Raw genomic sequence first — 24451 nt, forward strand, 5'->3', positions numbered from 1 at the left:
AGGGGTCCCTCCCTCCCAGGGCGAGGCCTCTGGCTCCGAATTTGGCCCCAGGATGAATCCGGAGCCCCCGTTACACTGGAAGGTCGGACCGGCCATGACCTTCCCCCATTCCCCCTTCCACATCCGCGACATCGAGGTGCCCAACCGCCTCGTGATGGCACCGCTGCATGAAATCACCGATCAGCCCTTCCGCAAGTTCATCCGGGAGATCGGCGGGGTGGGGCTCACGGTCTCGGAGATGATCAGCAGCGAGGCGCTGATCCGGCACGCGGTGAAGGCGGAGCGCATGATGGCGGCCACCGGCGAACGGCCACTCTCCATGCAGATCTCCGGCGGGCGGCCCGAGGCGCTGGCGGAGGGCGCGGCGCTGTGCCAGGCTGCGGGCGCCGATCTGGTGGACCTGAACATGGGCTGCCCGGCCAGCAACGTCACCAAGGGCGGGGCTGGCTCGGCGCTGCTGAAGGACATCCGCCTGGCGGAGCGCTGCGTCACGGCGATGGTGAAGGCCGTGAAGGTGCCCGTGACGGTGAAGATGCGCGCCGGCTGGGACGCGTCACAGAAGGAGCGGGGCGAGTTCCTGGACTTCCTGCGCATGTTCGAGGCCGCGGGCGTGCAGGCCCTGGCCATCCACCCCCGCACCCGGGCCCAGCAGTACGAGGGCCACGCGGACTGGAGCATCATCGCCCGGGCCGTGGAGGCGGGCACCTCGTACCCGATCATCGGCAACGGGGATGTGAACGCGAGGGAGGACGCTTTCCGGATGGTGGAGGAGACCGGCTGCGCCGCCGTGATGATCGGGCGCGGGGCGCTCTACAACCCGTTCCTGTTCCGCCAGATCCTGGACCCGGAACTCGTCGTGACCACGGACATGCGGATCGACGCCACGCTGCGGCTCTTCCAGATCCTGCTGGACCTGCTGGAGCCCCGCGAGGCCTTGCACAAGATCAAGAAGATCGGCGCCTGGTTCACCAAGGGCGTGCCCGGCGGGCACGGCTTCCGCCAGAACCTTCACGCCGCCAGCGACCCCCAGGCCCTCCTGGCCGCCATTGACGCCCTGAGGCACCAGGCGGCCTGATCAGCGGCGCCGTCCACCACCGCCGAAGATGGATCCCATGACGCCGCGGATGATCTGGCGGCCGATGGAGCTGCCGGCGGCGCGGATGACGCTCTTGCCGAAGGCCTCCATCATGGAGTCGCTGCGACGGGCGGGCTCCTTGTTGGCCTTCGCTTCCGCCTGGGCCTGGGCCTCGGCGGCTTCCTGCTGCATGGCCTGCTCGGCGCGGGCCTTCAGCTTCTCGAAGGCGCTTTCCCGATCTACGGCCTGTTCGTAGTGACCCGCCAACAGCGAGGTCTTGATGACCTGCTGCCGCTCCTCCGGGGTTATCGGCGATAGCTGGCTCTCGGGCGGGCAGATAAAAGCCCGCTCCACGATGCCGGGGCGGCCCTTCTCGTCCAGCAGGGACACCAGGGCTTCGCCCACGCCCAACTCGGTGATGGCCGTGGCCACATCCAGCTGGGGGTTGGCGCGGAAGGTCTCGGCGGCGGCCTTCACGGCCTTCTGATCGCGCGGGGTGAAGGCGCGCAGGGCGTGCTGCACGCGGTTGCCGAGCTGGCCCAGCACCTTCTCGGGGATGTCCAGGGGGTTCTGGCTCACGAAGTAGACGCCCACGCCCTTGGAACGCACCAGGCGCACCACCTGCTCGATCTTGTCGAGCAGCGCGTCGGGCGCGTCGTTGAAGAGCAGGTGGGCCTCGTCGAAGAAGAAGGCCAGCTTGGGCTTCTCGGGGTCGCCCACCTCGGGCAGGCGCTCGAAGAGCTCCGACAGCAGCCACAGCAGGAAGGTGGCGTAGAGCTTGGGGGCGTTGATGAGCTTGTCCGCCGCCAGGATGTTGATGACGCCCCGGCCCTTGGAATCGGTCTGCATGAGGTCGTCGAGGTCCAGCGCCGGCTCGCCGAAGAAGACCTCGCCGCCCTGGCTCTCCAGCTCCAGCAGGCCGCGCTGGATGGCGCCGATGCTGGCGGCGGAGACATTGCCGTACTGGGTCTTGAACTCGGCTGCGTGGTCGCCGACGAATTGGAGCATGCTGCGCAGGTCCTTGAGGTCCAGCAGCAGCAGGCCGTTGTCATCGGCGATCTTGAACACCAGGTTCAGCACGCCGCCCTGGGTGTCGTTGAGGTTCAGCAGCCGTGCGAAGAGCAGGGGGCCCATGTCGCTGACGGTGGTGCGCACCGGGTGCCCCTGGTGTCCGTAGAGATCCCAGAAGGTCACCGGGAAGCCCTGGTACTCGAAGCCCTCGAGCTTCAGCTGGCCGACGCGCTCGACCACCTTGGGGTTGTCGCCGCCGGGTTTGCAGAGGCCGGGCAGGTCGCCCTTCACGTCCGCCAGGAAGACCGGCACGCCGATGGCGGAGAACCGTTCGGCCATCGTCCGCAGGGTGACGGTCTTGCCCGTGCCGGTGGCGCCGGCCACGAGGCCGTGGCGGTTGGCCATGCGGGGCAGCAGGGCGAGGTCGGACGCACCTTTGGCGATCAGGAGGGGCTCGGACATGGGGGCCTCATGATGATGATGGAGAAGAGTCTAACGGCTCAGGCTGGCCCGGCGGCCGTGGCCTCCTCCAGGGCGAAAACCGCATCGCCGGTGTGGGGGGTGCGTCGGATGGCGCAGGCTTCTGCCGGGCAGCGCTCGCAGTACAGGCGGCCGCAGGGATCCACATGCGTGTGCACTTCGCCTTCGATGTCGGCCCCTTCCAGCGCGCGCTTGCCGAAGCCTTCGCAGAGGTCGTGGGCCTGGCGCACGGGGTAGTACTCGGGCACCACCATGTGCACGTCCACGTGGGTGTAGCGGCCCGAGCGGAAGGTGCGCATCTCGTGGACAGCGATGATGTCCCAAGTCCGCACGCGGTTCATGGCGGCCAGCACCTTTGCCAGCACCTCGGGGTCTTCCATGTCCAGCAGGGCCTGGGAGGATTCCTTCACCAGGCGGAAGCCCGTGCGGGCCAGCAGCAGGCCCACGACCATGGCCATGACGGGGTCGAGCCACTTGATGCCGGTGAGCTTCACGGCCAGCAGGCCCGCGACGATGCCCACCGTGGTCCAGAAATCCGACAGGATGTGGTGTCCATCCGCCTCCAGGGCCTTGGACCGCGTCTTGCGGCCCTGGGAGAGCATGAACCAGCCCAGCAGGCCGTTGAGGGCGCCGGCAGCCAAGTTCACGACCAGGCCCAGGCCCAGGTTCTTCAGTTCCACCCCGTGGATGAGCCCGTTGGCGGCCTCGAAGAGGATGAAGGCCGCGGCCAGGGAGATGAGGCCACCCTCGAAGGCGGCGCTGAAGTGCTCGATCTTGCCGTGCCCGTAGGGGTGCTCCTTGTCCGCGGGCTTGCCGGCGAAGACCACGGCGCCCAGGGCGAAGATGGCCGCCACCACGTTCACGACGCTCTCGATCGCGTCGGATTTCAGGGCCACCGAACCCGACAGCAGGAAGGACAGGTACTTCAGCCCCAGGACGGCCACGCCCGCCGTGATGGACAGGAGGGCGACGCGAACTCGTGAACGCTGTTCGAGGTGTTCGGCGGACATGGCGGCTCCGGGTTCCACGGTACCAGCGGGGGCGGACCCTGGATTATTCGAATTCCTCGAAGAGCCCCCGCTGAACCCCGTTTCCGGGATCGGCCGGGAAGGGGAAGGTCGCAGATGGGGACCAGGGGCGGTCGGGATCGAAGGGCGATGGTGGCGGGAGATCCGGCGGCAGCCAGCGGAGGGCTGGGGCGGGTTGGATCTGGGCCAGCATCGCCTGCGCCCCGGCTTCGGGAGGCACCGCGGGCACGCGCAGCAGGATCGTCGGCGGGTGGTCCAGGGTCTCGGTCCAGCCGGCGGGCTGGAGGGCGCGGGCCTCGATGGGCGCGGGATCCCGGGGATCCGCGGCGAGGCCGGGGGTGAAGGCCCCGGGCGCTGGAGGAAGGGGCAGGCTCGCCCGCCAGGGCAGACCCTCGCGCAGGGCCTGGCGCCCAAGCAGGGCCGCCACGACGGGATCGCCGCAGGCACCCAGGTGGATGGGTGTCCTCAGACGCTCCTGGAGCAGGGCCTTGAGGGCGCGCAGTTGGCCGAAGGCCGCGGGCCAGGCGCCGCCAGCGCGCTGGAACTCGATGCCGCCCGCCAGGGCCAGGCGCCAGCCCGCCGTGCGGCGCAGGAAAGGCAGGTCCACCCAGGCATTCGCGGACATGCGCTGGGCCAGGCCCCGTTCCGCCGAGCCCTGGGCTTCGGACATGGCCGCGGCAAGCGCCTCGCCCGAGGCCAGCGTGGAAAGCGCGCCGAGGGGCAGGATCACCTCGCCCCAGAGCCAGCCCGGCGGCACTTCATCACCAGGAGCTGGGGTGCCCAGGTCCGGCAGGCGCCAGGCGGTCCCGGCCCGCGGCACCCAGCCGATGACCCCCTGGCGCCAGACTTCGCCCAAGGGGCCTTCCGGCGCTTCCGGAGCATGCAGCCAGGCGCGGAAGGCGCCGCCCGGGAGCTGGGCAGCGGCCTCCGGACCCAGGTGCAGGGCGAGGCCGGGGATGGCCGAGATGGCCTCCCACCAGCCCTGGCGCGACTCGGAGGGCAGGGCTTCCATCCAGGCGGGGGGGTGGTCCCACACCAGGCCGAAGCCTCCCGGAAGCAGGGACACCAGGTTCATGAGCCGGGCCAGGGCCCGTCCAGGCGCCGCATGGACCGAGGCCAGGCCCTCCTCGAGGAAGCGCGACCCGGCCCAGCCGGCCCAGGGCCCGTCCGTCGCCGTGCGCAGGATGAAGCCCCGACCTTCGTGCTCCGTCACCGGGCCTCCCCGGCAGCTGATCCAAGGGGGACGGGCATGGGCGCGAACATGGGCCGTCCCAACCCGCCCGGAGTGAAGGCCTGATCCCAGCGCTCCCGCAGACGGCGGGCGGCCTCCCGGGCCGCGGCCCGGTCATCCCGCCCTCGCAGACGCAGACCCAGCCAGGAAGCCGACAGGAGACACCCCGTGCCCCGGCGCTGGCCCGGCAGCCGGGGCGCGGCATCCAGGGCCTCGGTCCCGTCCCGGGTGATCCACAGATCCTGCACCACCTCGCCGGCGGCGTGCCCGCCCTTGAGCCACACCGCGGCAGCCCCGGCTTCGAGCCAGGGGGTCGCGAGGGCCGAGGGATCCGCGGTGCGGATGGCCTCCGGTGGCAGGCCGGCGAAGGCGGCGGCCTCGCCCCGGTTGGGGCTCACCACCCAGCCGCCCATGGGCAGCAGATCCGCGGCCAGGCGGCGGAGGTCCCCGCCATCGTGCAGGCCCACGCCAGCGCTGGGGGCGAGGATGGGATCCCAGATCCGGACGGGCGGGGCGAGGTGGCGCAGGGTGGCACATAGGCGGCGGAAGGTGTCCGCCTCCAGGGCGCAGAGGCCGACCTTCACGCCCCAGCGGCCCGCCAGGTGGGGGGCGAGGGCCTCCAGGCGCTGGACCGGGTCCATGGCGGGCGCGTCGATCCGTGAGCAGCCCAGGCCATTCTGGAGGGTCTCCGCCAGGCTCACCGCCATGGGTTGGCAGCCCAGCTCCGCCAGGGCCAGGGCATCCCGCAACAGGCCTGCCCCGCCGGACGGATCCATCCCGCCCAGGCACAGGGCGACGGGCGGGGCGCTGGGGTGGGTGGCATCCATGGCGAAATTCCAGGATGACACAGGATGATCGCCAGACACGCTTCGATGGATTCGGCCCCATCACAAAGAGAAGAGGGGTTTACCGCCTGCCATCCACAGGAAACCGAGAAGGCAGGCCAGTTGTGGCTTCAGGGGCATGCCCGACCATTAATAAATAAAAAAAGGCTTTTGGTACAAAACAGGACCCGCCGAAGCGGGTCCTGAGATCCTGGTGTCCGGCAGGGCCGGCCAGCCTGATCCTACTTGCGCTTCTTGCCGCCCTTGCCGTTGACTTCGTCAGCCAGCTTCTTGCCGGGCTTGAACTTGGCGACCTTCTTGGCAGCGATCTTGATGGGCTTGTTGTCGCGGGGGTTGCGGCCGGTGCGGGCGCCGCGGTTGGCGACGGAGAAGGTGCCGAAGCCCACGAGGGTGACCTTGTCGCCACTGCGCAGGGCGGAAGCGATGCCACCGAGCACCTGGTCGAGGGCGGCAGCGGCCTGGGCCTTGGTGATACCGGCCTTATCGGCGACGGCGCTGACCAGTTCAGCCTTGTTCATGGAAACCTCCGAATTTGGGGATCTGTGTCCCCGGGTTGAGGAAAACGGAATCGGCTCCGTGTGGAGACGACCGTACCTATTGGATTTTCGAATATCACTGGCCCGGAAAGGCCGATGAATACTGTATTTCCTAAACTGCCAAGAAGCTACGCCGCAGACGCAGCGTGGTCAAGGTTTTTCTTTCAAAAAAAATCGCAGATCGGCCGCCCTTGGGATTCTTGGGTGTCATGGAACACATGAATGGCCGGAAACGCTAGAGCCTAAGTGCCATGGATGTCGCAGATCACCGTAGAACGGGCCATTGGGCTGAAGCCCCTCCGCGGAAGGGGCGCCAGAGGCGGTTCGCGGCCTATGATGTCCTATGGCACATCCCTACTTCCTCACCGTGGCCTACGCGGGCGGGGGTTTCCACGGCTGGCAGATCCAGACGAGCCTGCGGAGCGGGCAGGGCGACCTGTGGAAGGCGCTGCGCGCCTTCGATCCGGAAGCACCCATGCCCCAGGGCACAGGGCGCACGGACGCGGGCGTGCATGCCCGCGCTCAGGGGGTGCTGATCCACACCGCGCGGGCCTGGGACCCCTACCGGCTCCTGGCCGCGCTGAACGCGCATCTGCCGAAGGACATCCGGGTGATGGGAGCGCAACCAGCCCCAGAGGGTTTCTTCCCCCGGCAGCACGCCGTGGCCAAGCGCTACGTCTACCGGCTGGGCCTTGGGCCGTCAGAGGATCCGCTGATGGCGCCGTTCCGCTGGCACGTCCACCAGGCGGCGCCGCTCGACCTCGCGGCCATGGCGGAGGCTGCGCGCCACGTGCTGGGGACCCATGACTTTTCCAGCTTCCGCTGTGCAGAATGCGTGGCGAGGACGCCCGTGCGCACCATCCACGCCCTTCGCCTGGAACCGATGGAAGGCGGCCTGGACCTCATCTTCGAAGGCGGCAGCTTCCTCATGCACCAGGTCCGCATCATGACCGGCACGCTGGTGGAAGTGGGGAAGGGGAAGCGGAACCCGGCTTCCCTCGGCGCTTTGATCGCCGCGAGGGACCGCGCCCAGGCCGGCCTCACCGCCCCGCCCGAGGGCCTCTGCCTGGAGAAGGTGTGGTACGAGGCCCGATGGGCCATCGGCGAGCCCAGCCCCTGGGGTGAGCGGGAGTAGGCAGGCCTCGGTCCTCAGTCCTCAGGCCTCAGTGACACCTCGCCCTCCCCGTCCTTTACTGAGGACTGAGGACCGAAGCCTGAAGCCTCAATCCAAATAGAACCCCACGCCCTGCCAGACTTTGAAGCGCGTCTTGCCGTCCAACGAGGCGGCCGGGTCGAAGACGAGCTTCTTCGCCGCTTCCACGCAGGCCTCGTCCGCTTCCTTCTCGTCGGGACCGTCCCCGGGAAGGCCCTGGATCAGCCGTGAGGCGACCACTTCGCCCTTCTCGTTGACCAGGACGTTCACCACGACGACCCCCTTGGGCCGGGCCTTGAAGAAGCCCGAGGACTTCAGGCGCGGAACCACCCGGTTCAGGTTGATGGGGCGGGCGGGCTGGACATCCTGGCTCAACACCACCAGATCGCCCTCCACTGGAACAGCGCTCGCCTTGGCGCGAAGCTGCTCATTCTCCGCCTGGAGCTTCGCCGCCTCGGCCTTGGCATCCTCGGCCTCCTGGCGGGCGGCCTTCACGTCCTTCAGGATGGCGTCGCCGCCCCGCTCGTTCTCCTTGAGCGAGGCGCGGACCTGGTCCAGCTCCTTCCGGGCGGCCTCCGCCTCGGTCTTGGACAGGTCCCGGGCCTTCTGGGCCGCGGCCAGTTCCTGCTGGATGTCCTCGGTGGCCGCGAGCCGCTGTTTGAGGCTGTCCCGCTCTTCCGTGAGCCGCTTCACCTGGGCCTGGAGCTGGGCGGCCGTGGGCTTCTTCGCCGCAGCGAGGGGCAGGGTGATCAGCAGCAGGGCGATGGCAATCCGCATGGCACCTCCGGATCCGGGGGGATCAGCGCAGGGCGGCACCCGCCTGATCGCTCCCCTTGATGGGTTTCGATGTCCTGAGAATCCCACGCTTGATGAGGCGGGAGAAGATGGCAAGGCATTCATCCTGCTCGAAAGGCGCGATGGACAGGATGTCGCGGATCGACCACAGGCCGTTCACGCGGGTGGCCAGGAAGGCCTCGTTGGATCCGAGATCGGTGGTCACCAGCTGATCCAGGCTCACCGCCAATTCGGGCACCAGCTCCTGATCCAGCTTCTTGTCCTCCAGGAGGTTCTGGACCACGGCCATCATCCGGCCCGCGTCCAGGTGTCTGGGCTGATCCTGGAGGATGCGCCGAAGCTCCTCCTGGGCCTCCTGGAGCTTCTGCGTCTCCATGAAGGCGCGGGCCCGCTGGAGGTGGAGGCTCGGGTTCTCGCCCAGCCCGCCGCCTGGATCCACGATGCGGACCAGGCCCTTCTCGTGGAGGTCGAAGAGCAGCTTGTTGATCTTGTACTCGGGCATGCGGATGGTGAGCATGAGCTGGTCCACGCGGACCTGCCCATCCATGCGCGCCAGGATGTCCGCGTCCTCGGGGGCGAGGGGCAGGCGTTCGGCGATGGCCTCGGGGATGGGCGCGAGCACGGCGTCGCCGCCCCGGATGATCCGCCGGATGCGCTTCCATTCATCCATCCGGCGCGCGCCCTCCAGCACGATGCCGGTGACGTCGAGGCTGAGCAGCATGGACTTCTGATGGGAATCGACACCGTCGTGGTAGTCGAAGCTGCCCACGCTCCAGAGGAACGTGTCGTAGATGCTCTCCTCGACCTTCACCTGGACGATGCGCCGGATCTCCGCCTCGGTGACCAGGTGGCGATCGACGAGGATGCGTCCGAGCAGCTGCTGCTCGTCCTCCTGGGTGGCCAGGGCCTCGCGCAGCTGGTCCTCGGTGATGCGGTTGAAGGCGAGCAGGTACTGGCCCAGGTACTCCCTGGGATCGGAGGACCAGACACTGGTGATGCGGCCCTCATGGAGCGCCACGCGCTTGGTGTGCAGGGGACCGCGGAGCTCCAGCACGCCGGATTTCTTGCCGACGGCCAGCCACTGGAAGAGGTCTTCCAGGCCCATCGTCGCCAGATCACCGCTCAGGGCCAAGACCTTGCCTCCCGTTCCGTCAAGGGTACCTCGATCCTTGGCTGGAACCCAGGACGATCAGGAATATCCAAGCTTCGCGCCGCCTGATCCGCGGCCGATCTGGCTTTCGTCAGAGCCGGTCCAGGGTGGCGCGGATGGCCTGGTTCAGCAGGTCGGGGTGGTGCCGCGCCATGGGGGCCTCTGGATCCAGCAGGGGGAACCGGTGCACGGGAATGCCCAGGACCTCGCTGGCGGGCGCGGAGATGGGCTCGCCACCCTCCTCCCGGTACCGGGCGAGCATGTCGGGGCGGAGCGGCGCCGAATTGGCGATCACCGCCGAAATGCCGACGCGCCCGAAGGCGGCGATGGCGGCCACATGGTTCTCCAGGTCCATCCCGGAGGATTCCCCTGGCTCGGTCATGAGGTTGGCCACGTAGATCACCGGGGCCCGGGAGATGGCTACCGCTTCCTGCAGCTCGGAGAGCAGGAGGTTGGAGATGGTGGAGGTGTACAGGCTGCCTGGGCTGAGGATCACCAGGTCCGCCCGCAGGAGGGCCAGCACGGCCTCGGGCAGGGGCTCGGCGTCCGCGGGCTCCATCCAGAGGCGGGCCAGGGGAGGGCGGCAGGAGCCCACGGCGGTCTCGCCCTGATAGAGGCACCCGTCCATGTCCTCGGCGCAGAGGGTGATGGGAACCACGGTCGAGGGGAAGAGGCGTCCCACCGTCACCAGCACCCCCGAGAGCTGGCGGATGGCGCGGACCCAATCTCCCGTCAAATCCGCCAGGGCCCAGAGCATCAGGTTTCCCAGGGAGTGGCCCGACAGGCTGCCGTCTCCCTTGAACCGGTAGTTCAGGAGGTCCGAGAGCGCCGAATCCTCCAGCGTCAGCGCCGAGAGGCAGTTGCGGAGGTCCCCGGGCGGGATGCCGCCCAGCTCGTCGCGGAGCCGGCCGGAGGATCCGCCGTTATCGGATACGGTGACGATGCCCGTGAGCTTCCAGGGGTCGCGGCTCCGCCCCGCCTCGCGCTTCAGGGCCCGCAGCAGCGCGGCGAGGCCGGTGCCCCCGCCCAGGGCCACCACTTTCAGCGGCTGGTCGGCATGGAGACCCAGGGGGCCCGGCACGAGGATGGTCCTGCTGGCCTAGTGGCCTTCGGTGAAGGCGAAGAGCGGCGACTTCCGGACGGAGTTGAAGTCCGGCTCCATGTGCCACTGGAAGAGCAGGTCGCCGTCGAGCTCCACAGCCTTCTTCATGCTTTCCGCGGAGGCCTCGGCGTTCTCGGCCTGGGCGAAGGCCACGGCGCGCAGGTAGTGCAGGGTGCCCTGAGCGGGGTGCGACTTGATGGCCTTCTCCAGGAGCTTGAGGGCGCCATCCGTATCGCGCCGGTTGAGGCAGGCCTGGATCTCGGTGATGGCGTCGGCCGCGGCGGCCTTGGGGGGATGCAGCTTCGATTCGGCCAGGGCGCGATAGACCTCGGCCCGGCGCTTGACGGCCCAGTCACCGGCGGTCCGGGCTTCTTCCATCAGCGTGTCCAGGGCTTTCACGGCCTCGGCGTGCTTGCCGCCGTCCACCAGCTTCACGGCCTTCGCGAACGCCTCCGCGAACGGAGATGGCTGGCCGGCCGGGGCGTGGGTGGACTTGGGAGCTTGTTCTGACTTGGCTTTCGTAGCCATACGGGATCCTCTGGAAGCCTTGGAGAAACTATAGGATGACAGCTTTCCCCGGGCAAATCCCATGGCGGCGCCCCGGAATCGGCCGTCAAGCCTTGAACAAGGCCTTTTCGCGGTTGAGGAGCCGGGTGGAGACAAAGGTCATGAGCCCCGCCAGGCCTACCGTCATGGCGAAGGCCACGAGGTATTCGAGCTGGTCGAACTGCTGGCTGAAGAGCTTGCGGAGGGACAGGCAGACGTTCACCACGGGCACATAGGTCAGGAAAGGCATCTTGTCCACGCCCGGGGCCATGGTGAACACGCCCAGGAACACGACCAGGAAGATGCCCGGCGTGATGGCGCTGCCCGCCTCGATGGTGTTCCGGGCCTGGATGCCCATGAGCAGGATGAAGTTCGAGAAGAAGAGGCCCAGCGGCACCATGATCATGAAGGTGAGGCCCAGGGTCATGGGGTTGGCCACGGCCGCCAGGGCCTGCATGGAACTCGTGGCCCCGCCGGTCATGAAGGGGATGGAGAGGCCCATGCTCAGCAGGTTCAGCAGGGCCGCGATCACGCCCATGCTGAAGATGTAGAGCAGCTTGCCGAGGATGATCTGGTTCCTCGGCAGGCGGGTGGCCATGAGGCTCAGGAGGGTGTGGCGCTCCTTCTCCCCCGCTGTGGCGTAGATCCCGTGCTGCATCGATCCGGTGTACATCATGATCATCAGCAGGTAGGGGAGGATCCGCCCCATGACCTTGCCCATCTCCAGGGCCGGGTCCGCGGCGTTCTTCACGTCCAGCTTCAGGGGCTCTGCCAGCTGGGGGGACGCGCCAAGGCCCTCGAGCCGGGTCTGGATCCAGCTCTTCTCCTGGTTTCGCAGGGCTTCCTTGACCCGCCTCAAGGCCAGCTCCGAGGTGTGCTCGCTTTCATCGACGGTGGCGGTCAGGGAGAAGGTCTCGTGCTTTTGAAGCGCCTCCATCGCCCCGGGATCCGCCTCCAGGACCAGGTCCAGCTTCTGGTCCCGGACAGCCTGCCTGAGGTCGCCCTCGGGTTTTGGCACCAGCTCGAAGCGTTTCGGATCGGACCGCAGCGTCCCGGTAAGGGCGCCGGATGCATCCGCCAGATAGATGCGGCTGGCCTTGCCGCGGTTCTGGGCCTCATCCCGTTTCGCCATCTTGGCCATCATGCCGAAGATGGCCGGGTAGAGGAGGAAGGGCAGCACGAAGGCGAAGAAGAGGGTCTTGCGGTCCTTGGAGAGCTCCAGGAACTCCTTCTTGGCGATGAGCAGGGCGCCGCGCATCAGTGGCCTCCTTCGACTTCGGATTCCGCCGCCAGCTGGAAGAAGACTTCATCGAGGGTCTTCGCGCGCCGGGAGAGCAGCAGGTCCCTGGGCGGCGCGTCGCCATGCAGCTTGCCGTCGAAGATGATGCCCACACGATCGCAGATGTCCTCCACCATGGGCATGACGTGCGTGGACACGATCACCGTGCGGCCCTCTTCGCGCATGATGCCGAGCAGGTCCAGGACAGTCTTGGCGGTGAGGACGTCCAGGCCCGTGGTGGGCTCGTCGAAGATCACCACCTTGGGGTCGTGCAGCAGGGCTCGGGCGATGCTCACCTTCTGCTTCTGCCCCGAGGAGAACCCCTCCATCTTCACGTCCGCGAAATCCGCCAGCTGGAGCTTCTCCAGCAGGTGCATGCCCCGGCGCTCGGCGATCCGCGGGTCCACGTCCTGGAATTCGCCGAAGATCCGCAGCAGCTCCCTGGGCGTGAAGCGGGCGTAGACCCCCATGTCCGTGCTGAGGTAGCCCAGGCACCCGCGCACCGCCTCCGGCGCCTGGCGGGTCTCGTGGCCGCAGACGTGGATGGAGCCCGCATCCGGATCCATGAGCCCGGCGATCATGCGCAGGGTGGTGGACTTGCCGGCGCCGTTGGGGCCCAGCAGGCCGTAGATCTCACCCGGCCTCACTTCCAGTGAGATCCCACGCACCGCGTCGATCCGCTTGGCGACATGGGTTTTCCTGTCCTTCACCGTGAAGGATTTGTGGACCTCGTGGAGCTGGATCACCGGACCTCCGGAAGGACAGGCCCCAGTGTAGGGGGAAGCGTGCTCCCCTGGCCCGGGGACCGGCGAATGGGCCAAACCGGCCGGCGAACGGGAGCGGCCGGGCCTTCAGTGGTGGCCGAGGGCACCCGTGGCGCTGAGTGCCAGCATCACCAGGCCCAGGCCCAGGCAGTAGACTGCGAAGCCATTGAGCTTCGGCTTCCGGGTGAAGCGGTCCAGGAGGCCGATGGCCAGGTACCCCGAGATGGCCGCCGCCAGGACGCCGATCCCGCAGAGCAGGGCGGGGGAGGCCGATCCCGCGGGGAAGGCCAGGTCCGCGGGCAGGGGCTGGTGCTTCAGGATGGGCTTCAACAGGCCCCGGAGCTCCACGGCCGCGGCGGCGGCGATCGTGGGCACCCCCAAGAGAAAGCTGAACCGCGTGGATTCAGGGAGGCGCAGGCCCTGGAACACGCCCATGGAGATGGTGGACCCGGACCGCGACAACCCGAAGCCGCCGCCGATGCCCTGGATGGCGCCCACGGCGAGGGCGTCCGAGGCGCGCAGGTCGCTGATCCCGCGCCCCGCCTGGTCCTCATGGCGCAGGTTGATCCGCTCGCGACTCAGGCGGTTGGCCAGATAGAGGAGGCCGGCGGTGCAGATCAGCCCGATCCCGTAGACCCAAAGGTGCTCCTTCGCCGCCTCCTTGACCGCCTTGGTGGCGAGGCCGAAGACCCCCGTGGGGATCATGGCGATGAAGAGCCACAGCGCCAGCTTCCGGCCTTCGGAATCCCGGCCCACGCAGCCCATGGCCACCTGGAGCAGTTCCCGGCGGAAGTAGATGATCAGGGCGATCAGCGTGCCCCCGTGCAGCAGGACGTCGAAGGCCAGCGGCATGGGCCGCCCGCCGAACATCAGGTGCTCCGCCAGCGTCAGGTGCGCCGTGGAGGATACCGGCAGGAATTCCGTCAGGCCCTGGATCAATCCCAGGAGGATGGCGTGCAGCAGGTTCATTCAGTCCCTCGGCGCAAAGAAACAGTGTGCCAGAGGAATCAGGCCTCCCGCGGAAGCGCCCGCAGGATGGCCAGGTACTCACGGTGTTCCTTCCAGCCGCGCACCATGGCCAGGGCGCTCCAGATGAGGATGGCCAGCAGGAGGACTACCAGGATGATCTGGACGATGGTGGTGGCGGTTTCCATGGAGGGTTGACGATAGGACCGGGTGCTCCAGAAGGCCAGGAACGAGGCCAGGAACCAGAGCATGCACTCGCCGACCAGGACGGCGTAGGCCCGCGCTTCTTCGATGCCGCGGAGCATCCAGGGCATGGGGGCTAGGTAGAGGAGGGGGAGCCAGAGCGCGCCCAGGGAAGGCATGCTCACGCATGCGCCCGCCGGGATGGCGTGCAGGAACCCGGAAGCGAACCCCAGGATGCAGAGAATGAGGAAAACACCGATAAACAGGGCGATGCCCAGGATCCAGAACCACCGGCGGCGCTCGTAGGCGGCATCCGGGATGGCCTTGACCTCGCCAAGATCGCGATAGAGGACGCGGCCCAGGAGGGCTTTCAGGATCAGCCAGACAAACGGCGCGAGCAGCAGGTATTCCAGGAGGTAGCGCCCCATCAGGCGGATACCGAGCGCATCGACGTACATCGGCGCCGTCAGGAAGAGCACCGCCATGAGACCGCCCAGGGCTGTGGCCAGGCCGCTCTTGCGGGCCTGGAACGCGGCATAGTCCCGAGTCAGGGATTCGAGGGCCTTCAAGTCCGGCGTGTTCATGGCTTTCCTTCCTTCGGGAGCAGGGCCCGGAGCTGCTGTTGGTAAGCGCGGAGGGCGGTCCGGCCGTCCTCCGTGATGCGGAAGCTGGTGACGGGGATGCGGCCCTGGAAGGCCTTGACGGTCTCCAGATAGCCCGCCGCCTCGAGCTTCTGGGTGTGGCTCGAGAGGTTGCCCTTGCTCAGCCCTGTGACCCGCTGGAGGAAGAGGAAGGACACTTCCTCCGCGGAGGCCAGGACGGTGAGGATTGCCAGCCGGGCCGGCTCGTGGACGATCCGGTCGAGGTCGAGGATGGCTCTGGGGTCAGGTCCGTTTTTGGGCATGAAACAAGTTTGTAGCGCAAACCTGTTTTGTCAACCCTCACCGCTCGTCCATGCTTGAATCTCCCCATGCGATCCATCGACCTCCGCTCCGACACCGTGACCCAGCCCTCGAAGGAGATGCGTGCCGCCATGGCGGCCGCGGAAGTGGGAGACGACGTGCTGGAGCGCGATCCCACCATGGTCCGCCTGGAGGGCTGGGTGGCGGAGCTGCTCGGGATGGAGGCCGCCCTCTGGGTGCCGTCGGGCTGCATGGGCAACCTCATCGCCCTGATGCTGCACCTCAAGCGGGGCGACCGCTTCCTGGCGCCGGCCCAGGCCCACGTGCTGGGGTCCGAGCTGGGCACGGCCGCATGGCTGGCGGGCGGCATGCCCGAGGCCCTGGCCTGGGAAGGCGGCCCCGGCCGGCCCACGCCGGCCCAGGTGACGAAGGCCGCGGGAACGCCTGGCCCCTACTACACCCTGCACACCACCCTGCTCTGCCTGGAGAACACCCACAACTTCGCCGGCGGCACCGTGACGCCGCGGGAGGAGCACCGCGCCCTCGTGGCCGCCGCGAAGGCCGCGAAGCTGGCGGTGCACCTGGACGGCGCGAGGATCTGGCACGCCGCCGCGGCGCTGGGGCTTCCGCCCTCCGCCCTCACCGAGGGCGCCGACACGGTGCAGGTCTGCCTCAGCAAGGGCCTGGGCGCGCCCATGGGCTCCCTCGTCTGCGGGTCGAAGTCCGCCGTGGCCGAGGCCCGGCGGCTCCGCAAGATGCTGGGAGGCGGCGTGCGCCAGGGCGGCGTGGTGGCGGCCGCGGGCCTGGTGGCCCTGGACTACCTGCCCCGCATCGTCGAAGACCACGCCAAGACCCGGAGGCTGGCAGAGGGAATGCGGGCTTTCGGCATCGCGGCTCCCGCGCCCGAGACGAACATCCTGCTGGTGCCCGTGCCCAACGCCGCCGCGGCCCTGGCCGCCCTGGAAGCCGTCGGCGTCCGCGCCCTGCCGGTGGGATCGGCCATCCGCTTCATCCCCCACCGGGACATCGAGATGGCCGACATCGAAGAGGCCCTGCGCCGCATCGAGCCCCTGGCCCACCTCCTGCGGACCGCCTGACATGAAGCTCCGCCTGGCCCTCCTGACCCTTGCGCTGGCCGCCCTGGCCGCGGGCGGGTACTGGCTGTACCAGGACGCGCTGGTACCGGTGCCGCTGGCTCCAGGTGATGCCCTGTTCGTGCCCGGCCAACCCGAGTTCGGCGAGGACGAGGCGGTGGTGGAGGCCCTGCTGCCCGCGGGCCCCGGCGTCGAGGCCTTCCTGGCCGCCCAGTCCGACCTCGCCTTGGTGGCGAAGGCGCCGGAAGGCGAGTGGACGGGACAGTTGCTGTCGACGCTTGAGGGGTCGCGGCATGGTCGCCGGTGGCGCCTCGGGGTCCGGCCAGGGTGGCGGATGCAGGACGGGACCGTGCTTGACGCGCCCCGGGTGGCCAAGGCCCTCGAGCCCGACCTGGGAAAGCTGGGAGGAACCTCTCGCCTGATCGATGGCGCCACGCTGGATCTGCGCTTCAGGACCCCCCAGAAAGGCCTGCCGGACCTGCTCACCCGCTGGCGGGTCCCCGGCAGCGGGCCGTTCGTGCGGCAGGGGATGACACTGACCCGCTTCGGGCGGTTCACCCCCGGGCGCCCCGGGCTGGCGGGCGTGCGGGTCAGCACCGATCCGGCCCTGCTGGAGAGTCGCGCCTGGGCCGAGGGCCTGGCCGTCCGCCGCTGGGCCTGGGCCGCGTTCCCCGGGCAGGTCACTCCGGAGGACATGGCGAAGGCCCGTCTCGCCCCCTACGACGAATTCCGCATGAAGGACGGCACCGTGTGGTTCCTCTCCCGCCGCATGCGGCGCCTCAGGCCGGATGCCGCGGACTGGACGCGCACACGCCTCTTCGGCGCCTGGCGGAGCAGCACCGAGCTGCCCTACGATCCGCTGGGGTTCTGACCTATTCCAAATTCGCCGACTGCTCCCGGATCTGATCCAGGGCGCCCTTGGCCTCCATGACGGCGCGGGTCATGGCGATGCGTTTGCACTTGCTGCCGGTGGTGTTGAGTTCGCGGAGGACTTCCTGGCACCACACGTCGATGGCCTTGCCTTCGAGGCGGCCGGCGGTGAGGCGCTCGGCGAAGTCGTCCAGGTGGGCGGCGAGGCGGGTCAGCTCTTCACGAACGTCCTGGCGTTCGGCCAGGATCCCCGCTTCGGCCAGGAGGCGTTCGGCGGGGAGCTGGCCGGCGAGGCGCGCGTCCTCCAGGAGCTGCTCGATGCGCTGGCGGTAGAGGCCGGGGAGTTCGGCGGCCTGCTGTTCGGCTTCGGCCTTGAGGCGTTCGTGCAGGGACCGCAGCCGGGCCAGCCCATCCTCGAAGAACGGCCGCAGGCGCTCGGCTTCGCGGATTCGGCCCGCGTTCCAGAGCTCCAGCAGGGCGGCCATGGCCTCACGCACGGGGGCCTCCAGCCGCTCCGCCAGATCCGGGTCCGGGGCCTGGAAGGCACCGGGCACCCGGAAGAAGGCCTCCGCCGTCATGGGGGGCAGGTTCAGCCATTCGGCGTCCTCCTGCCAGCCCTTGGCGAGGGCGCGCAGCAGGGCGCGGTTCAGGCGAGGCTCGAGAGAAGGGTCGTCCTGCACCTCCACCGCGAGGTCGAGCTTCCCGCGCGACCCCGCTTCGCGCACCTGGGCGCGGAGACCCGCCTCCAGGGCGAAGAGGGCGGGGGGCAGGCGCAGGCTGAGATCCAGCGCCTTGTGGTTGACGCTGCGCAGCGTCAGGCGGAGCTGTCCGGCGGCCAGGGGCCGGACGACCTCGGCGAAGGCGGTCATGGATTTCATGGGCGGAACCTCGGATGCAGGTTGGCCTTCCAGGGTAGCGCCGGCGAGGAGGCTTCATTCAGCTGAAAACGCGGAACACGAAGCGCGCGAAGAAAAGCGCGAAGGATGAAAGGATGCCTTTCTTCGGGCCGGCCTTCCATTCGCGGTCTTCGCGCATTCGTTCGCGCTCTTCGCGTTCCGGTTTTTCCGATGGATCTCAGCGCCCGCTCACGGCCAGCCAGGGCGCCTCGGCGCGACGGCGGGTCTCGTAGGCCTCGATGTCGGCGAGGTTCGCCTCGCTGCGCTTGATCTCGTCCAGGCCCTCCAGCAGGGTCGTCTTGCGCGCCGGCTCGATCTCGAAACGGAAGGACCGCCCGCCGCCGGAGATGGTCTGGGCCGGCAGGTCCACGGTGAGGGGGCCCTCCGCTTCCGCGAGCTGCGCGATCTGCTCCGCAGGCAGGACCACAGGGAGGATCCCGTTGGCGAAGCAGTTGTTGAAGAAGATGTCGGCGAAGCTGGGGGCGACGACGCAGCGGATGCCGAAGTCAAGCAGGGCCCAGGGGGCGTGCTCGCGGCTGGAGCCGCAGCCGAAGTTCGGGCCCGAGAGCAGGATGGTGGCCTGCCGATAGGGCTCGCGGTTCAGCAGGAAATCCGGAAGCTCCCGTCCCTCGGGGCTGTAGCGGATCTCGTGGAAGAGGTGGCGGCCCAGGCCCGAGCGCACCAGCGTGGTGAGGAACTGCTTGGGGATGATGAGGTCCGTGTCCACGTTGGCGCGGAGGAGGGGCGCGGCGATGCCCGTGAGGGTGGTGAAGGCTTTCATCGCGGCACCTCCATGCGGCGGACATCCGTGAAGTGGCCCGCCACGGCGGCGGCGGCGGCCATGCCCGGGCTCACCAGATGGGTGCGGCTGCCGCGGCCCTGGCGGCCCTCGAAGTTGCGGTTGCTGGTGCTGGCACAGCGCACGCCGGCCGCCAGCCGGTCCTCGTTCATGCCGAGGCACATGCTGCAGCCGGGCTGGCGCCACTCGAAGCCAGCCTCGAGGAAGACGCGGTCCAGGCCCTCGGCCTCGGCCTGCCTCTTCACCAGGCCGGAGCCGGGCACCACCAGAGCCCGTACGCCCGAAGCCACCTTCCGGCCTCTCGCGACGAGCGCGGCTTCGCGAAGATCCTCGATGCGGCCGTTGGTGCAGGAGCCGATGAACACCGCCTGGATGGGAATGGCCTCCATGGGCGTGCCCGGCTCCAGGCCCATGTAGTCCAGGGCGCGCAGGATGGCCTCCCGTTCCTCCGCGTTGCGGGCCTGGGCGGGATCCGGCACGCGGCCCGTGATGTCGGTGACCCACTGGGGGCTCGTGCCCCAGGTGACCTGGGGGGCCATGCCGCGGAGGTCCACCACCACCTCCTGGTCGAAGGCGGCGCCGGGATCGGAGGCGAGCGTGCGCCAGTGGGCCACGGCAGCGTCCCACAGCTCGCCCTTCGGAGCGAGAGGCCGGTCCGCCACGTAGGCGAAGGTGGTGTCGTCCGGGGCCACCAGGCCCGCGCGCGCGCCGCCCTCGATGCTCATGTTGCAGAGGGTCATGCGGCCTTCCATGGTGAGCGCGCGGACGGCGGGGCCCGTGTACTCCATCACGCAGCCGGTGCCGCCGGCGGTGCCGATCTGGCCGATGAGGCGCAGGGCCATGTCCTTGGCGCCCGTCCACTCGGGAAGGTCCCCCTCGAAGCGCACCCGCAGGTTCTTCGAGCGGCGCTGGGGCAGGGTCTGGGTGGCCATGACATGCTCGACCTCGCTGGTGCCGATGCCGAAGGCCAGGGCCCCGAAGGCGCCGTGGGTGCTGGTGTGGCTGTCCCCGCAGACCACGGTGGTGCCGGGCAGCGTGAAGCCCTGCTCGGGCCCCACCACGTGGACGATGCCCTGGCGGTCATCCAGGAGGGGGATGTAGGGCACGCCGTGGGCCTTCACGTTGGCTTCCAGGGCTTCCACCTGGAGGCGGCAGGTCTCGTCGGCGATGCCCTTCTCGCGGTCGACGGTGGGCACGTTGTGGTCCGCCACCGACAGGATGTTCGCGGGGCGACGCAGGGCGCGCCCGGCCAGGACGAGGCCTTCGAAGGCCTGGGGGCTGGTGACCTCGTGGACCAGGTGGCGGTCGATGTAGATCAGGCTGGTGCCGTCGGCGCGGTTGGCCACCAGGTGCTCGTCCCAGATCTTGTCGTAGAGGGTGCGCGGGCTCATGGGCTCTTCCTTGCTGGAGCGGGGTCGGGGTGGTCGAAGTCGATGGCGCGGATCAGGTCGAGGAAGGCCCGCGTGGCGGGGGACAGGGCCGCCTCGCGGCGGGTGACGATGCGAATGAGCTTCTCCACCTGGAGCTCGCGGACGGGGATCTCCACCACCCGGCCCTCGCGGACGGCGGCGGTGGTGGTCATGCGGGGCAGGATGGCCAGTCCGGCTCCCAGGCTCACGAACTCCAGGATGGTGGCGATGGAGGCCAGCTCCATGGTGAGGCGCAGGGGGGTGTTGCAGCGGGCGAACAGCTCGATGATAGCGGTCCGGGTGGGCGTGGGCGCGTTGTGGGCCACGAAGCGCTCCTCCCCCAGGTCCGTGATGCTGACGTTCTTCCGCTTCGCGAGTCGGTGTCCGGGCGGGACCACGAGCACCATGCGGTCCCGGTGGATGACCTCGCTCACCAGCTCGGGATGGAGGGCGTCGTAGGAGACGAAGCCCACGTCCAGCCGGCGCTCCAGCACCTCGGTGGGGATGCGCTCCGAGGTCTGGCGGTAGGCCTGGATCTTGATGGCGGGCCAGGCCTGCTGGTAGGCCAGGAGGATCCGGGGGAGCAGGAACTCGGACACGCTCTCGTTGGCGCCCACGTTCAGCCGGCCCTGCTGGAGGCCCTTCAGGGCCCCGAAGGTGTCGAGGATCTCCTGGCGCAGGTCGAACATGCGCTGGGCCAGGGGGAGCAGGGTGGCGCCCGCGTCTGTGAGGGTGCCGCCCTTGGTGGTGCGGTCCACCAGGGTCTCGCCCAGCTCCTCCTCGAGGCGCTTCAGGGCGAGGCTCACGGCGGGCTGGGTGCGGAAGAGACGCTCCGCCGCGCGGGAGAAGCTCTTCTCGCGCGCGACCACCAGGAACGTTTCCAGCTGTCCGAGGTCCATGGACCCTCCGTCGGGAAGTGTAGGGTTTTAAGTATTACTTATGTAATCATAAAAAAAATTAAATGTATTTATGGGCTGGATGGGAGGATCTTTTGGTGATCCCTCCGGCCCCGGCCGGTCCAGGAGTCCTTTATGGGCAGTGAGCGGATCGCCATCTTCGACACCACCCTCCGCGACGGAGAGCAGTCGCCGGGCTGCAGCATGAACCTGGACGAGAAGCTGCTGATGGCGCGCCAGCTGGAGGCCCTGGGCGTGGATGTCATCGAGGCCGGCTTCCCGGTGGCCTCCGAGGATGACTTCGCCGCCGTGCAGGCCGTGGCCCGGGAGTGCCGGAAGCCCGTCATCGCCGCCCTCTGCCGCGCCCTTCCCAGGGACATCGAGCGCGCCTGGCAGGCGGTCTCCGGCGCCGCCCGGCCGCGCATCCACACCTTCCTGGCCACGTCGGACATCCACCTGGAGTACAAGCTCCAGAAGACCCGCGAAGAGGCCCTGGCCATGATCCGCGAGGGCGTGCGGACGGCCAAGGGCTTCACGCCGGACGTGGAGTTCTCGGCCGAGGACGCCACCCGCAGCGACTGGGACTTCCTGGTGGCGGTGTTCACCGCGGCCATCGAGGAGGGGGCGACCGTCCTCAACGTGCCCGACACCGTGGGCTACACCGTGCCCGACGAGTACGGCCGCCTCATCCGGTACCTGCGGGACAAGGTTCCGGGCATCGAAGGCGTCACCATCAGCGTCCACTGCCACAACGACCTGGGCCTGGCCGTGGCGAACTCCCTGGCGGCCGTGGCCGCGGGGGCCCGCCAGGTGGAGTGCACGGTGAACGGCATCGGCGAGCGGGCCGGTAACGCCGCCCTCGAGGAAGTGGTCATGGCGCTGTCCGTGCGCCGGGACGCGCTGCCTTACGAGACGGGCATCCACCGGGAGGTGATCACCCGCGCCAGCCAGACCCTCGCCAACATCACCGGCGTCCAGGTGCAGCCCAACAAGGCCATCGTGGGGAAGAACGCCTTCGCCCATGAGAGCGGCATCCACCAGCACGGCATGCTGAGCCACCGCTCCACCTACGAGATCATGACCCCCGAATCCGTCGGGGCGAACCGCACCAGCCTGGTGCTGGGCAAGCACTCGGGCCGCCACGCCCTGGGCAAGCGCTTCGAGGAGCTGGGCTATCCCCTGGACAAGGCGGCCCTGGAGAAGGCCTACAAGCTCTTCACCAAGCTCAGCGACCAGAAGAAAGAGATCTTCGACGAGGACCTCCTGACCATCGTCCGCGACGGGCTCGCGCACATTCCCGAGGCCTTCAAGCTCCGCGCGGTGCAGGCCACGGCGGGCACCGCCATGTTCGCCACGGCCCTGGTCACCCTGGCCGGCGAGGCGGGGGAGGCCACGGAGACCGCCATGGGCGACGGCCCTGTCAACGCGGTCTTCGCGGCGGTGGACAAGCTCACGGGCCTGAAGGGGAAGCTCGTGGATTTCCGGATGCATTCCATCACGGGCGGCGCGGACGCGGTGGGGGAGGTGTTCGTCCAGGTCGAGTTCGGCGGCGTCGTCCAAGGGGGGAAGGGCGCCAGCACGGACATTGTCGAGGCCAGCGCCCGGGCCTACCTGAACGCCTCCAACAAGGTGCTGTTCGCACGCCGCTCCGCCGAGACGCCCGCCGCCGGTCCCGTCCGCCGCCAGGAGGTGATGTGATGAAGGAAACCCTGCCGCAAGGCCTTGAATCCGCCGACGCCAGGACGGACATTGCCGTCCAGGCCGCCGCGCTGCCCGCCCCGCCCCCGGAGGACGGGGCGGACGCTGACCAGTACCTCTGGGGAGTCTGAACGTGGAAGCCCGCATCACCCTTCTTCCCGGCGACGGCGTGGGCCCTGAAGTGGTCCGCGAGGCGGCCGCCTGCCTCGCCGCCGTGGCCAAGGCCTTCGGCCACCAGTTCCACCTGGAGGAGGCCCTCGTCGGCGGGGCGGCCGTGGACGCCACGGGCGATCCGCTGCCGGCGGACACCCTCGCCGCGTGCCAGGCCAGTGACGCCGTCCTGCTGGGCGCCGTGGGCGGGCCCGCCTGGGACCGCCACCCGCGCGAGCAGCGGCCCGAGTCGGGCCTGCTGCGCCTGCGGCGCGCCCTGGGCCTCTACGCCAACCTGCGCCCCGTCAAGGTCCATCCGGCCCTGGAGGATGCCTCGCCGCTCCGCCCGGAGGTGGTGCACGGCACGGACCTGATGATCGTCCGGGAGCTGGGCGGCGGCCTCTATTTCGGAGAGCCCCGGTCCTTCTCGGAGGAGCGGGCCGTGAACACGCTGCCGTACACCCGCACCGAGGTCGAGCAGGTCGCCCGGGTGGCCTTCGAGCTGGCCGCCTCCAGGCGGCGGCTGCTGGTTTCCGTGGACAAGGCCAACGTGCTGGAGACCTCCCGCCTCTGGCGGCAGGTGGTGGATGAGCTCGCGCCCGCCTATCCCACGGTCAAGGTCAGCCACGCCTACGTGGACAGCTTCGCCATGGCCCTCATCACCCGGCCCCGCGACTTCGACGTGGTACTGACGGAGAACCTCTTCGGGGACATCCTCAGCGACGAAGCCGCGGTGCTCGCGGGCTCGCTGGGCCTGCTGCCCTCGGCGAGCCTGGGTGGTCCCGTAGGACTCTACGAGCCCATCCACGGCTCTGCGCCGGACATCGCCGGGAAGGACGCGGCCAACCCCATCGGCACCATCCTCTCGGCGGCCATGCTGCTCCGCCACAGCCTCCGGCTCGAGGCGGAGGCCCGCGCCCTGGAATCCGCGGTGGACTGCGTCCTCAAGGGCGGCCATGGCACCTCGGACCTGGGGGGCCTCAAGCACCATCACGGCACCCAGGCCCTGGGCGCCAAGGTCCGCGACGCCATCCGCCCCCCCGGCGCCAAGGGTGCCCGGCTGGCTGACTCCGCCTACGCCTGGTGCGGCTCGCCCGAGGGCGCCCGCCACCATCTTTGAACCCCCGACCCGGAACCCGACCCATGCTCCCCGTCTCCGCCTCCGCCGACGCGACCCCCACCTTCGTGGTAGGGACCATCGGCGTGATTTCCGGGCTGCCTGGGCTGGTTCTGCGGCTGACGGGCTAGGGGCGGGGACGGCAGCATCCGGATCCCGGCCCCGCACCCAGGCGGGGCCTTTCCACATCGACACGACCCCTTGAACAGAGGTTCTCCTGAGGATTTCCATGACTCCCCGATATGGCCTGACTTCACGGTTGACTTTTCCCGCGCCATCCCCAAGACTCATCGCCCATGAGTCTCTCCCACCCCGTCCACTCGGCTGCCGCGGCGATGTCGCCCGCGGTGGTGCGCCCCGTGGCCGGCCTGGTGGGCATTCCCGCCGTGCTGATGATTAGCGGCGAGGTGGGGGCCTTCTAGACGTTCTCGGAACCAACCGAAACCGGCCCCGCACCTCGAACGATGCGGGGCCTT

At 69.1% G+C, this 24451-nt stretch carries 26 protein-coding genes; 8 read left to right on the top strand and 18 right to left on the bottom strand.

Annotation, left to right across the window (positions count from 1 at the left end):
- Positions 1-94 precede the first annotated feature (94 nt).
- Positions 95-1075: a tRNA dihydrouridine synthase DusB gene (gene dusB / locus ML539_RS03605; RefSeq protein WP_243320723.1), complete on the top strand. Its 981-nt coding sequence runs from the start codon at positions 95-97 to the stop codon at positions 1073-1075.
- Here dusB and ML539_RS03610 read toward each other — a convergent pair whose 3' ends face one another.
- The 5 genes from ML539_RS03610 to ML539_RS03630 form a co-directional block, all read right to left on the bottom strand.
- Complete coding sequence (locus ML539_RS03610) at positions 1076-2548, bottom strand: helicase HerA-like domain-containing protein (protein WP_243320725.1); 1473 nt, start codon at positions 2546-2548, stop codon at positions 1076-1078.
- A gap of 38 nt (positions 2549-2586) precedes the next feature.
- Positions 2587-3576 (bottom strand): cation diffusion facilitator family transporter, encoded by a 990-nt coding sequence (locus ML539_RS03615; RefSeq protein ID WP_243320726.1) that lies wholly within the window; start codon positions 3574-3576, stop codon positions 2587-2589.
- Between the two features lie 43 nt (positions 3577-3619).
- On the bottom strand, positions 3620-4807 hold the full coding sequence (locus ML539_RS03620; protein WP_243320728.1) for a hypothetical protein: 1188 nt from the start codon (positions 4805-4807) through the stop codon (positions 3620-3622).
- Positions 4804-5652, bottom strand: coding sequence for a bifunctional hydroxymethylpyrimidine kinase/phosphomethylpyrimidine kinase (locus tag ML539_RS03625; RefSeq protein WP_243320729.1), 849 nt, complete (start codon positions 5650-5652; stop codon positions 4804-4806). The genes ML539_RS03620 and ML539_RS03625 overlap by 4 nt, the downstream gene beginning before the upstream one ends.
- A gap of 239 nt (positions 5653-5891) precedes the next feature.
- A complete protein-coding gene (locus ML539_RS03630; protein WP_243285920.1) occupies positions 5892-6188 on the bottom strand; it encodes an HU family DNA-binding protein in 297 nt (98 codons plus the stop codon).
- Positions 6189-6549: 361 nt separating this feature from the next.
- Between ML539_RS03630 and truA the strand changes: the two genes are divergently transcribed.
- On the top strand, positions 6550-7341 hold the full coding sequence (gene truA / locus ML539_RS03635; RefSeq protein WP_243320732.1) for a tRNA pseudouridine(38-40) synthase TruA: 792 nt from the start codon (positions 6550-6552) through the stop codon (positions 7339-7341).
- 87 nt (positions 7342-7428) lie between these two features.
- On the opposite strand, the gene ML539_RS03640 is transcribed toward truA, so the two are convergent.
- The 9 genes from ML539_RS03640 to ML539_RS03680 form a co-directional block, all read right to left on the bottom strand.
- The gene (locus ML539_RS03640) at positions 7429-8136 is read right to left on the bottom strand and encodes a hypothetical protein (protein WP_243320733.1); all 708 of its coding nucleotides are present in this window, start codon (positions 8134-8136) and stop codon (positions 7429-7431) included.
- Positions 8137-8158: 22 nt separating this feature from the next.
- A complete protein-coding gene (locus ML539_RS03645) occupies positions 8159-9286 on the bottom strand; it encodes a DUF4388 domain-containing protein (protein ID WP_243320735.1) in 1128 nt (375 codons plus the stop codon).
- Between the two features lie 109 nt (positions 9287-9395).
- The gene (yvcK, locus tag ML539_RS03650) at positions 9396-10385 is read right to left on the bottom strand and encodes a uridine diphosphate-N-acetylglucosamine-binding protein YvcK (RefSeq protein WP_243320737.1); all 990 of its coding nucleotides are present in this window, start codon (positions 10383-10385) and stop codon (positions 9396-9398) included.
- An 18-nt stretch (positions 10386-10403) separates the two neighbouring features.
- Positions 10404-10934 (bottom strand): hypothetical protein, encoded by a 531-nt coding sequence (locus ML539_RS03655; protein WP_243320739.1) that lies wholly within the window; start codon positions 10932-10934, stop codon positions 10404-10406.
- An 85-nt stretch (positions 10935-11019) separates the two neighbouring features.
- On the bottom strand, positions 11020-12210 hold the full coding sequence (locus ML539_RS03660; RefSeq protein WP_243320741.1) for an ABC transporter permease: 1191 nt from the start codon (positions 12208-12210) through the stop codon (positions 11020-11022).
- Positions 12210-12977: an ABC transporter ATP-binding protein gene (locus ML539_RS03665; protein WP_243320743.1), complete on the bottom strand. Its 768-nt coding sequence runs from the start codon at positions 12975-12977 to the stop codon at positions 12210-12212. The genes ML539_RS03660 and ML539_RS03665 overlap by 1 nt, the downstream gene beginning before the upstream one ends.
- 105 nt (positions 12978-13082) lie before the next feature.
- Entirely contained in the window at positions 13083-13964 is an 882-nt protein-coding gene (locus ML539_RS03670; RefSeq protein WP_243320745.1) for an undecaprenyl-diphosphate phosphatase, read from the bottom strand.
- A gap of 38 nt (positions 13965-14002) precedes the next feature.
- Complete coding sequence (locus tag ML539_RS03675; RefSeq protein WP_243320748.1) at positions 14003-14728, bottom strand: hypothetical protein; 726 nt, start codon at positions 14726-14728, stop codon at positions 14003-14005.
- Entirely contained in the window at positions 14725-15048 is a 324-nt protein-coding gene (locus ML539_RS03680) for a transcriptional regulator (RefSeq protein ID WP_243320750.1), read from the bottom strand. The genes ML539_RS03675 and ML539_RS03680 overlap by 4 nt, the downstream gene beginning before the upstream one ends.
- 66 nt (positions 15049-15114) lie before the next feature.
- Between ML539_RS03680 and ML539_RS03685 the strand changes: the two genes are divergently transcribed.
- Both ML539_RS03685 and ML539_RS03690 read left to right on the top strand, forming a co-directional pair.
- Positions 15115-16143: a GntG family PLP-dependent aldolase gene (locus ML539_RS03685; protein ID WP_243320752.1), complete on the top strand. Its 1029-nt coding sequence runs from the start codon at positions 15115-15117 to the stop codon at positions 16141-16143.
- Position 16144: 1 nt separating this feature from the next.
- Positions 16145-17011 carry a hypothetical protein gene (locus ML539_RS03690; RefSeq protein WP_243320754.1) on the top strand — a complete coding sequence of 289 codons (867 nt, stop codon included), beginning with the start codon at positions 16145-16147 and terminating at the stop codon, positions 17009-17011.
- 1 nt (position 17012) lies between these two features.
- On the opposite strand, the gene ML539_RS03695 is transcribed toward ML539_RS03690, so the two are convergent.
- The 4 genes from ML539_RS03695 to ML539_RS03710 form a co-directional block, all read right to left on the bottom strand.
- Entirely contained in the window at positions 17013-17888 is an 876-nt protein-coding gene (locus tag ML539_RS03695; RefSeq protein WP_243320756.1) for a DUF1732 domain-containing protein, read from the bottom strand.
- A 196-nt stretch (positions 17889-18084) separates the two neighbouring features.
- Positions 18085-18687: a 3-isopropylmalate dehydratase small subunit gene (gene leuD, locus ML539_RS03700; RefSeq protein WP_243320758.1), complete on the bottom strand. Its 603-nt coding sequence runs from the start codon at positions 18685-18687 to the stop codon at positions 18085-18087.
- Complete coding sequence (gene leuC, locus ML539_RS03705; RefSeq protein ID WP_243320760.1) at positions 18684-20096, bottom strand: 3-isopropylmalate dehydratase large subunit; 1413 nt, start codon at positions 20094-20096, stop codon at positions 18684-18686. Before leuC ends, leuD begins: the two co-directional genes overlap by 4 nt.
- Positions 20093-21013: a LysR family transcriptional regulator gene (locus ML539_RS03710; protein WP_243293923.1), complete on the bottom strand. Its 921-nt coding sequence runs from the start codon at positions 21011-21013 to the stop codon at positions 20093-20095. The genes leuC and ML539_RS03710 overlap by 4 nt, the downstream gene beginning before the upstream one ends.
- A 132-nt stretch (positions 21014-21145) precedes the next feature.
- Here ML539_RS03710 and ML539_RS03715 point away from each other — a divergent pair, with 132 nt between their 5' ends.
- The 4 genes from ML539_RS03715 (at position 21146) to ML539_RS15385 (ending at position 24397) form a co-directional block, all read left to right on the top strand.
- The gene (locus ML539_RS03715; RefSeq protein WP_243320762.1) at positions 21146-22708 is read left to right on the top strand and encodes a 2-isopropylmalate synthase; all 1563 of its coding nucleotides are present in this window, start codon (positions 21146-21148) and stop codon (positions 22706-22708) included.
- Complete coding sequence (locus tag ML539_RS15380) at positions 22708-22839, top strand: hypothetical protein (protein ID WP_279341433.1); 132 nt, start codon at positions 22708-22710, stop codon at positions 22837-22839. The genes ML539_RS03715 and ML539_RS15380 overlap by 1 nt, the downstream gene beginning before the upstream one ends.
- Before the next feature lie 2 nt (positions 22840-22841).
- Entirely contained in the window at positions 22842-23978 is a 1137-nt protein-coding gene (gene leuB, locus ML539_RS03720; protein WP_243320764.1) for a 3-isopropylmalate dehydrogenase, read from the top strand.
- Positions 23979-24271: 293 nt separating this feature from the next.
- Entirely contained in the window at positions 24272-24397 is a 126-nt protein-coding gene (locus ML539_RS15385; RefSeq protein ID WP_279341434.1) for a hypothetical protein, read from the top strand.
- Positions 24398-24451: the final 54 nt, after the last annotated feature.

The sequence above is a fragment of the Geothrix sp. SG200 genome (assembly GCF_022808935.1).
Classification (GTDB): Bacteria; Acidobacteriota; Holophagae; order Holophagales; family Holophagaceae; genus Geothrix; species Geothrix alkalitolerans.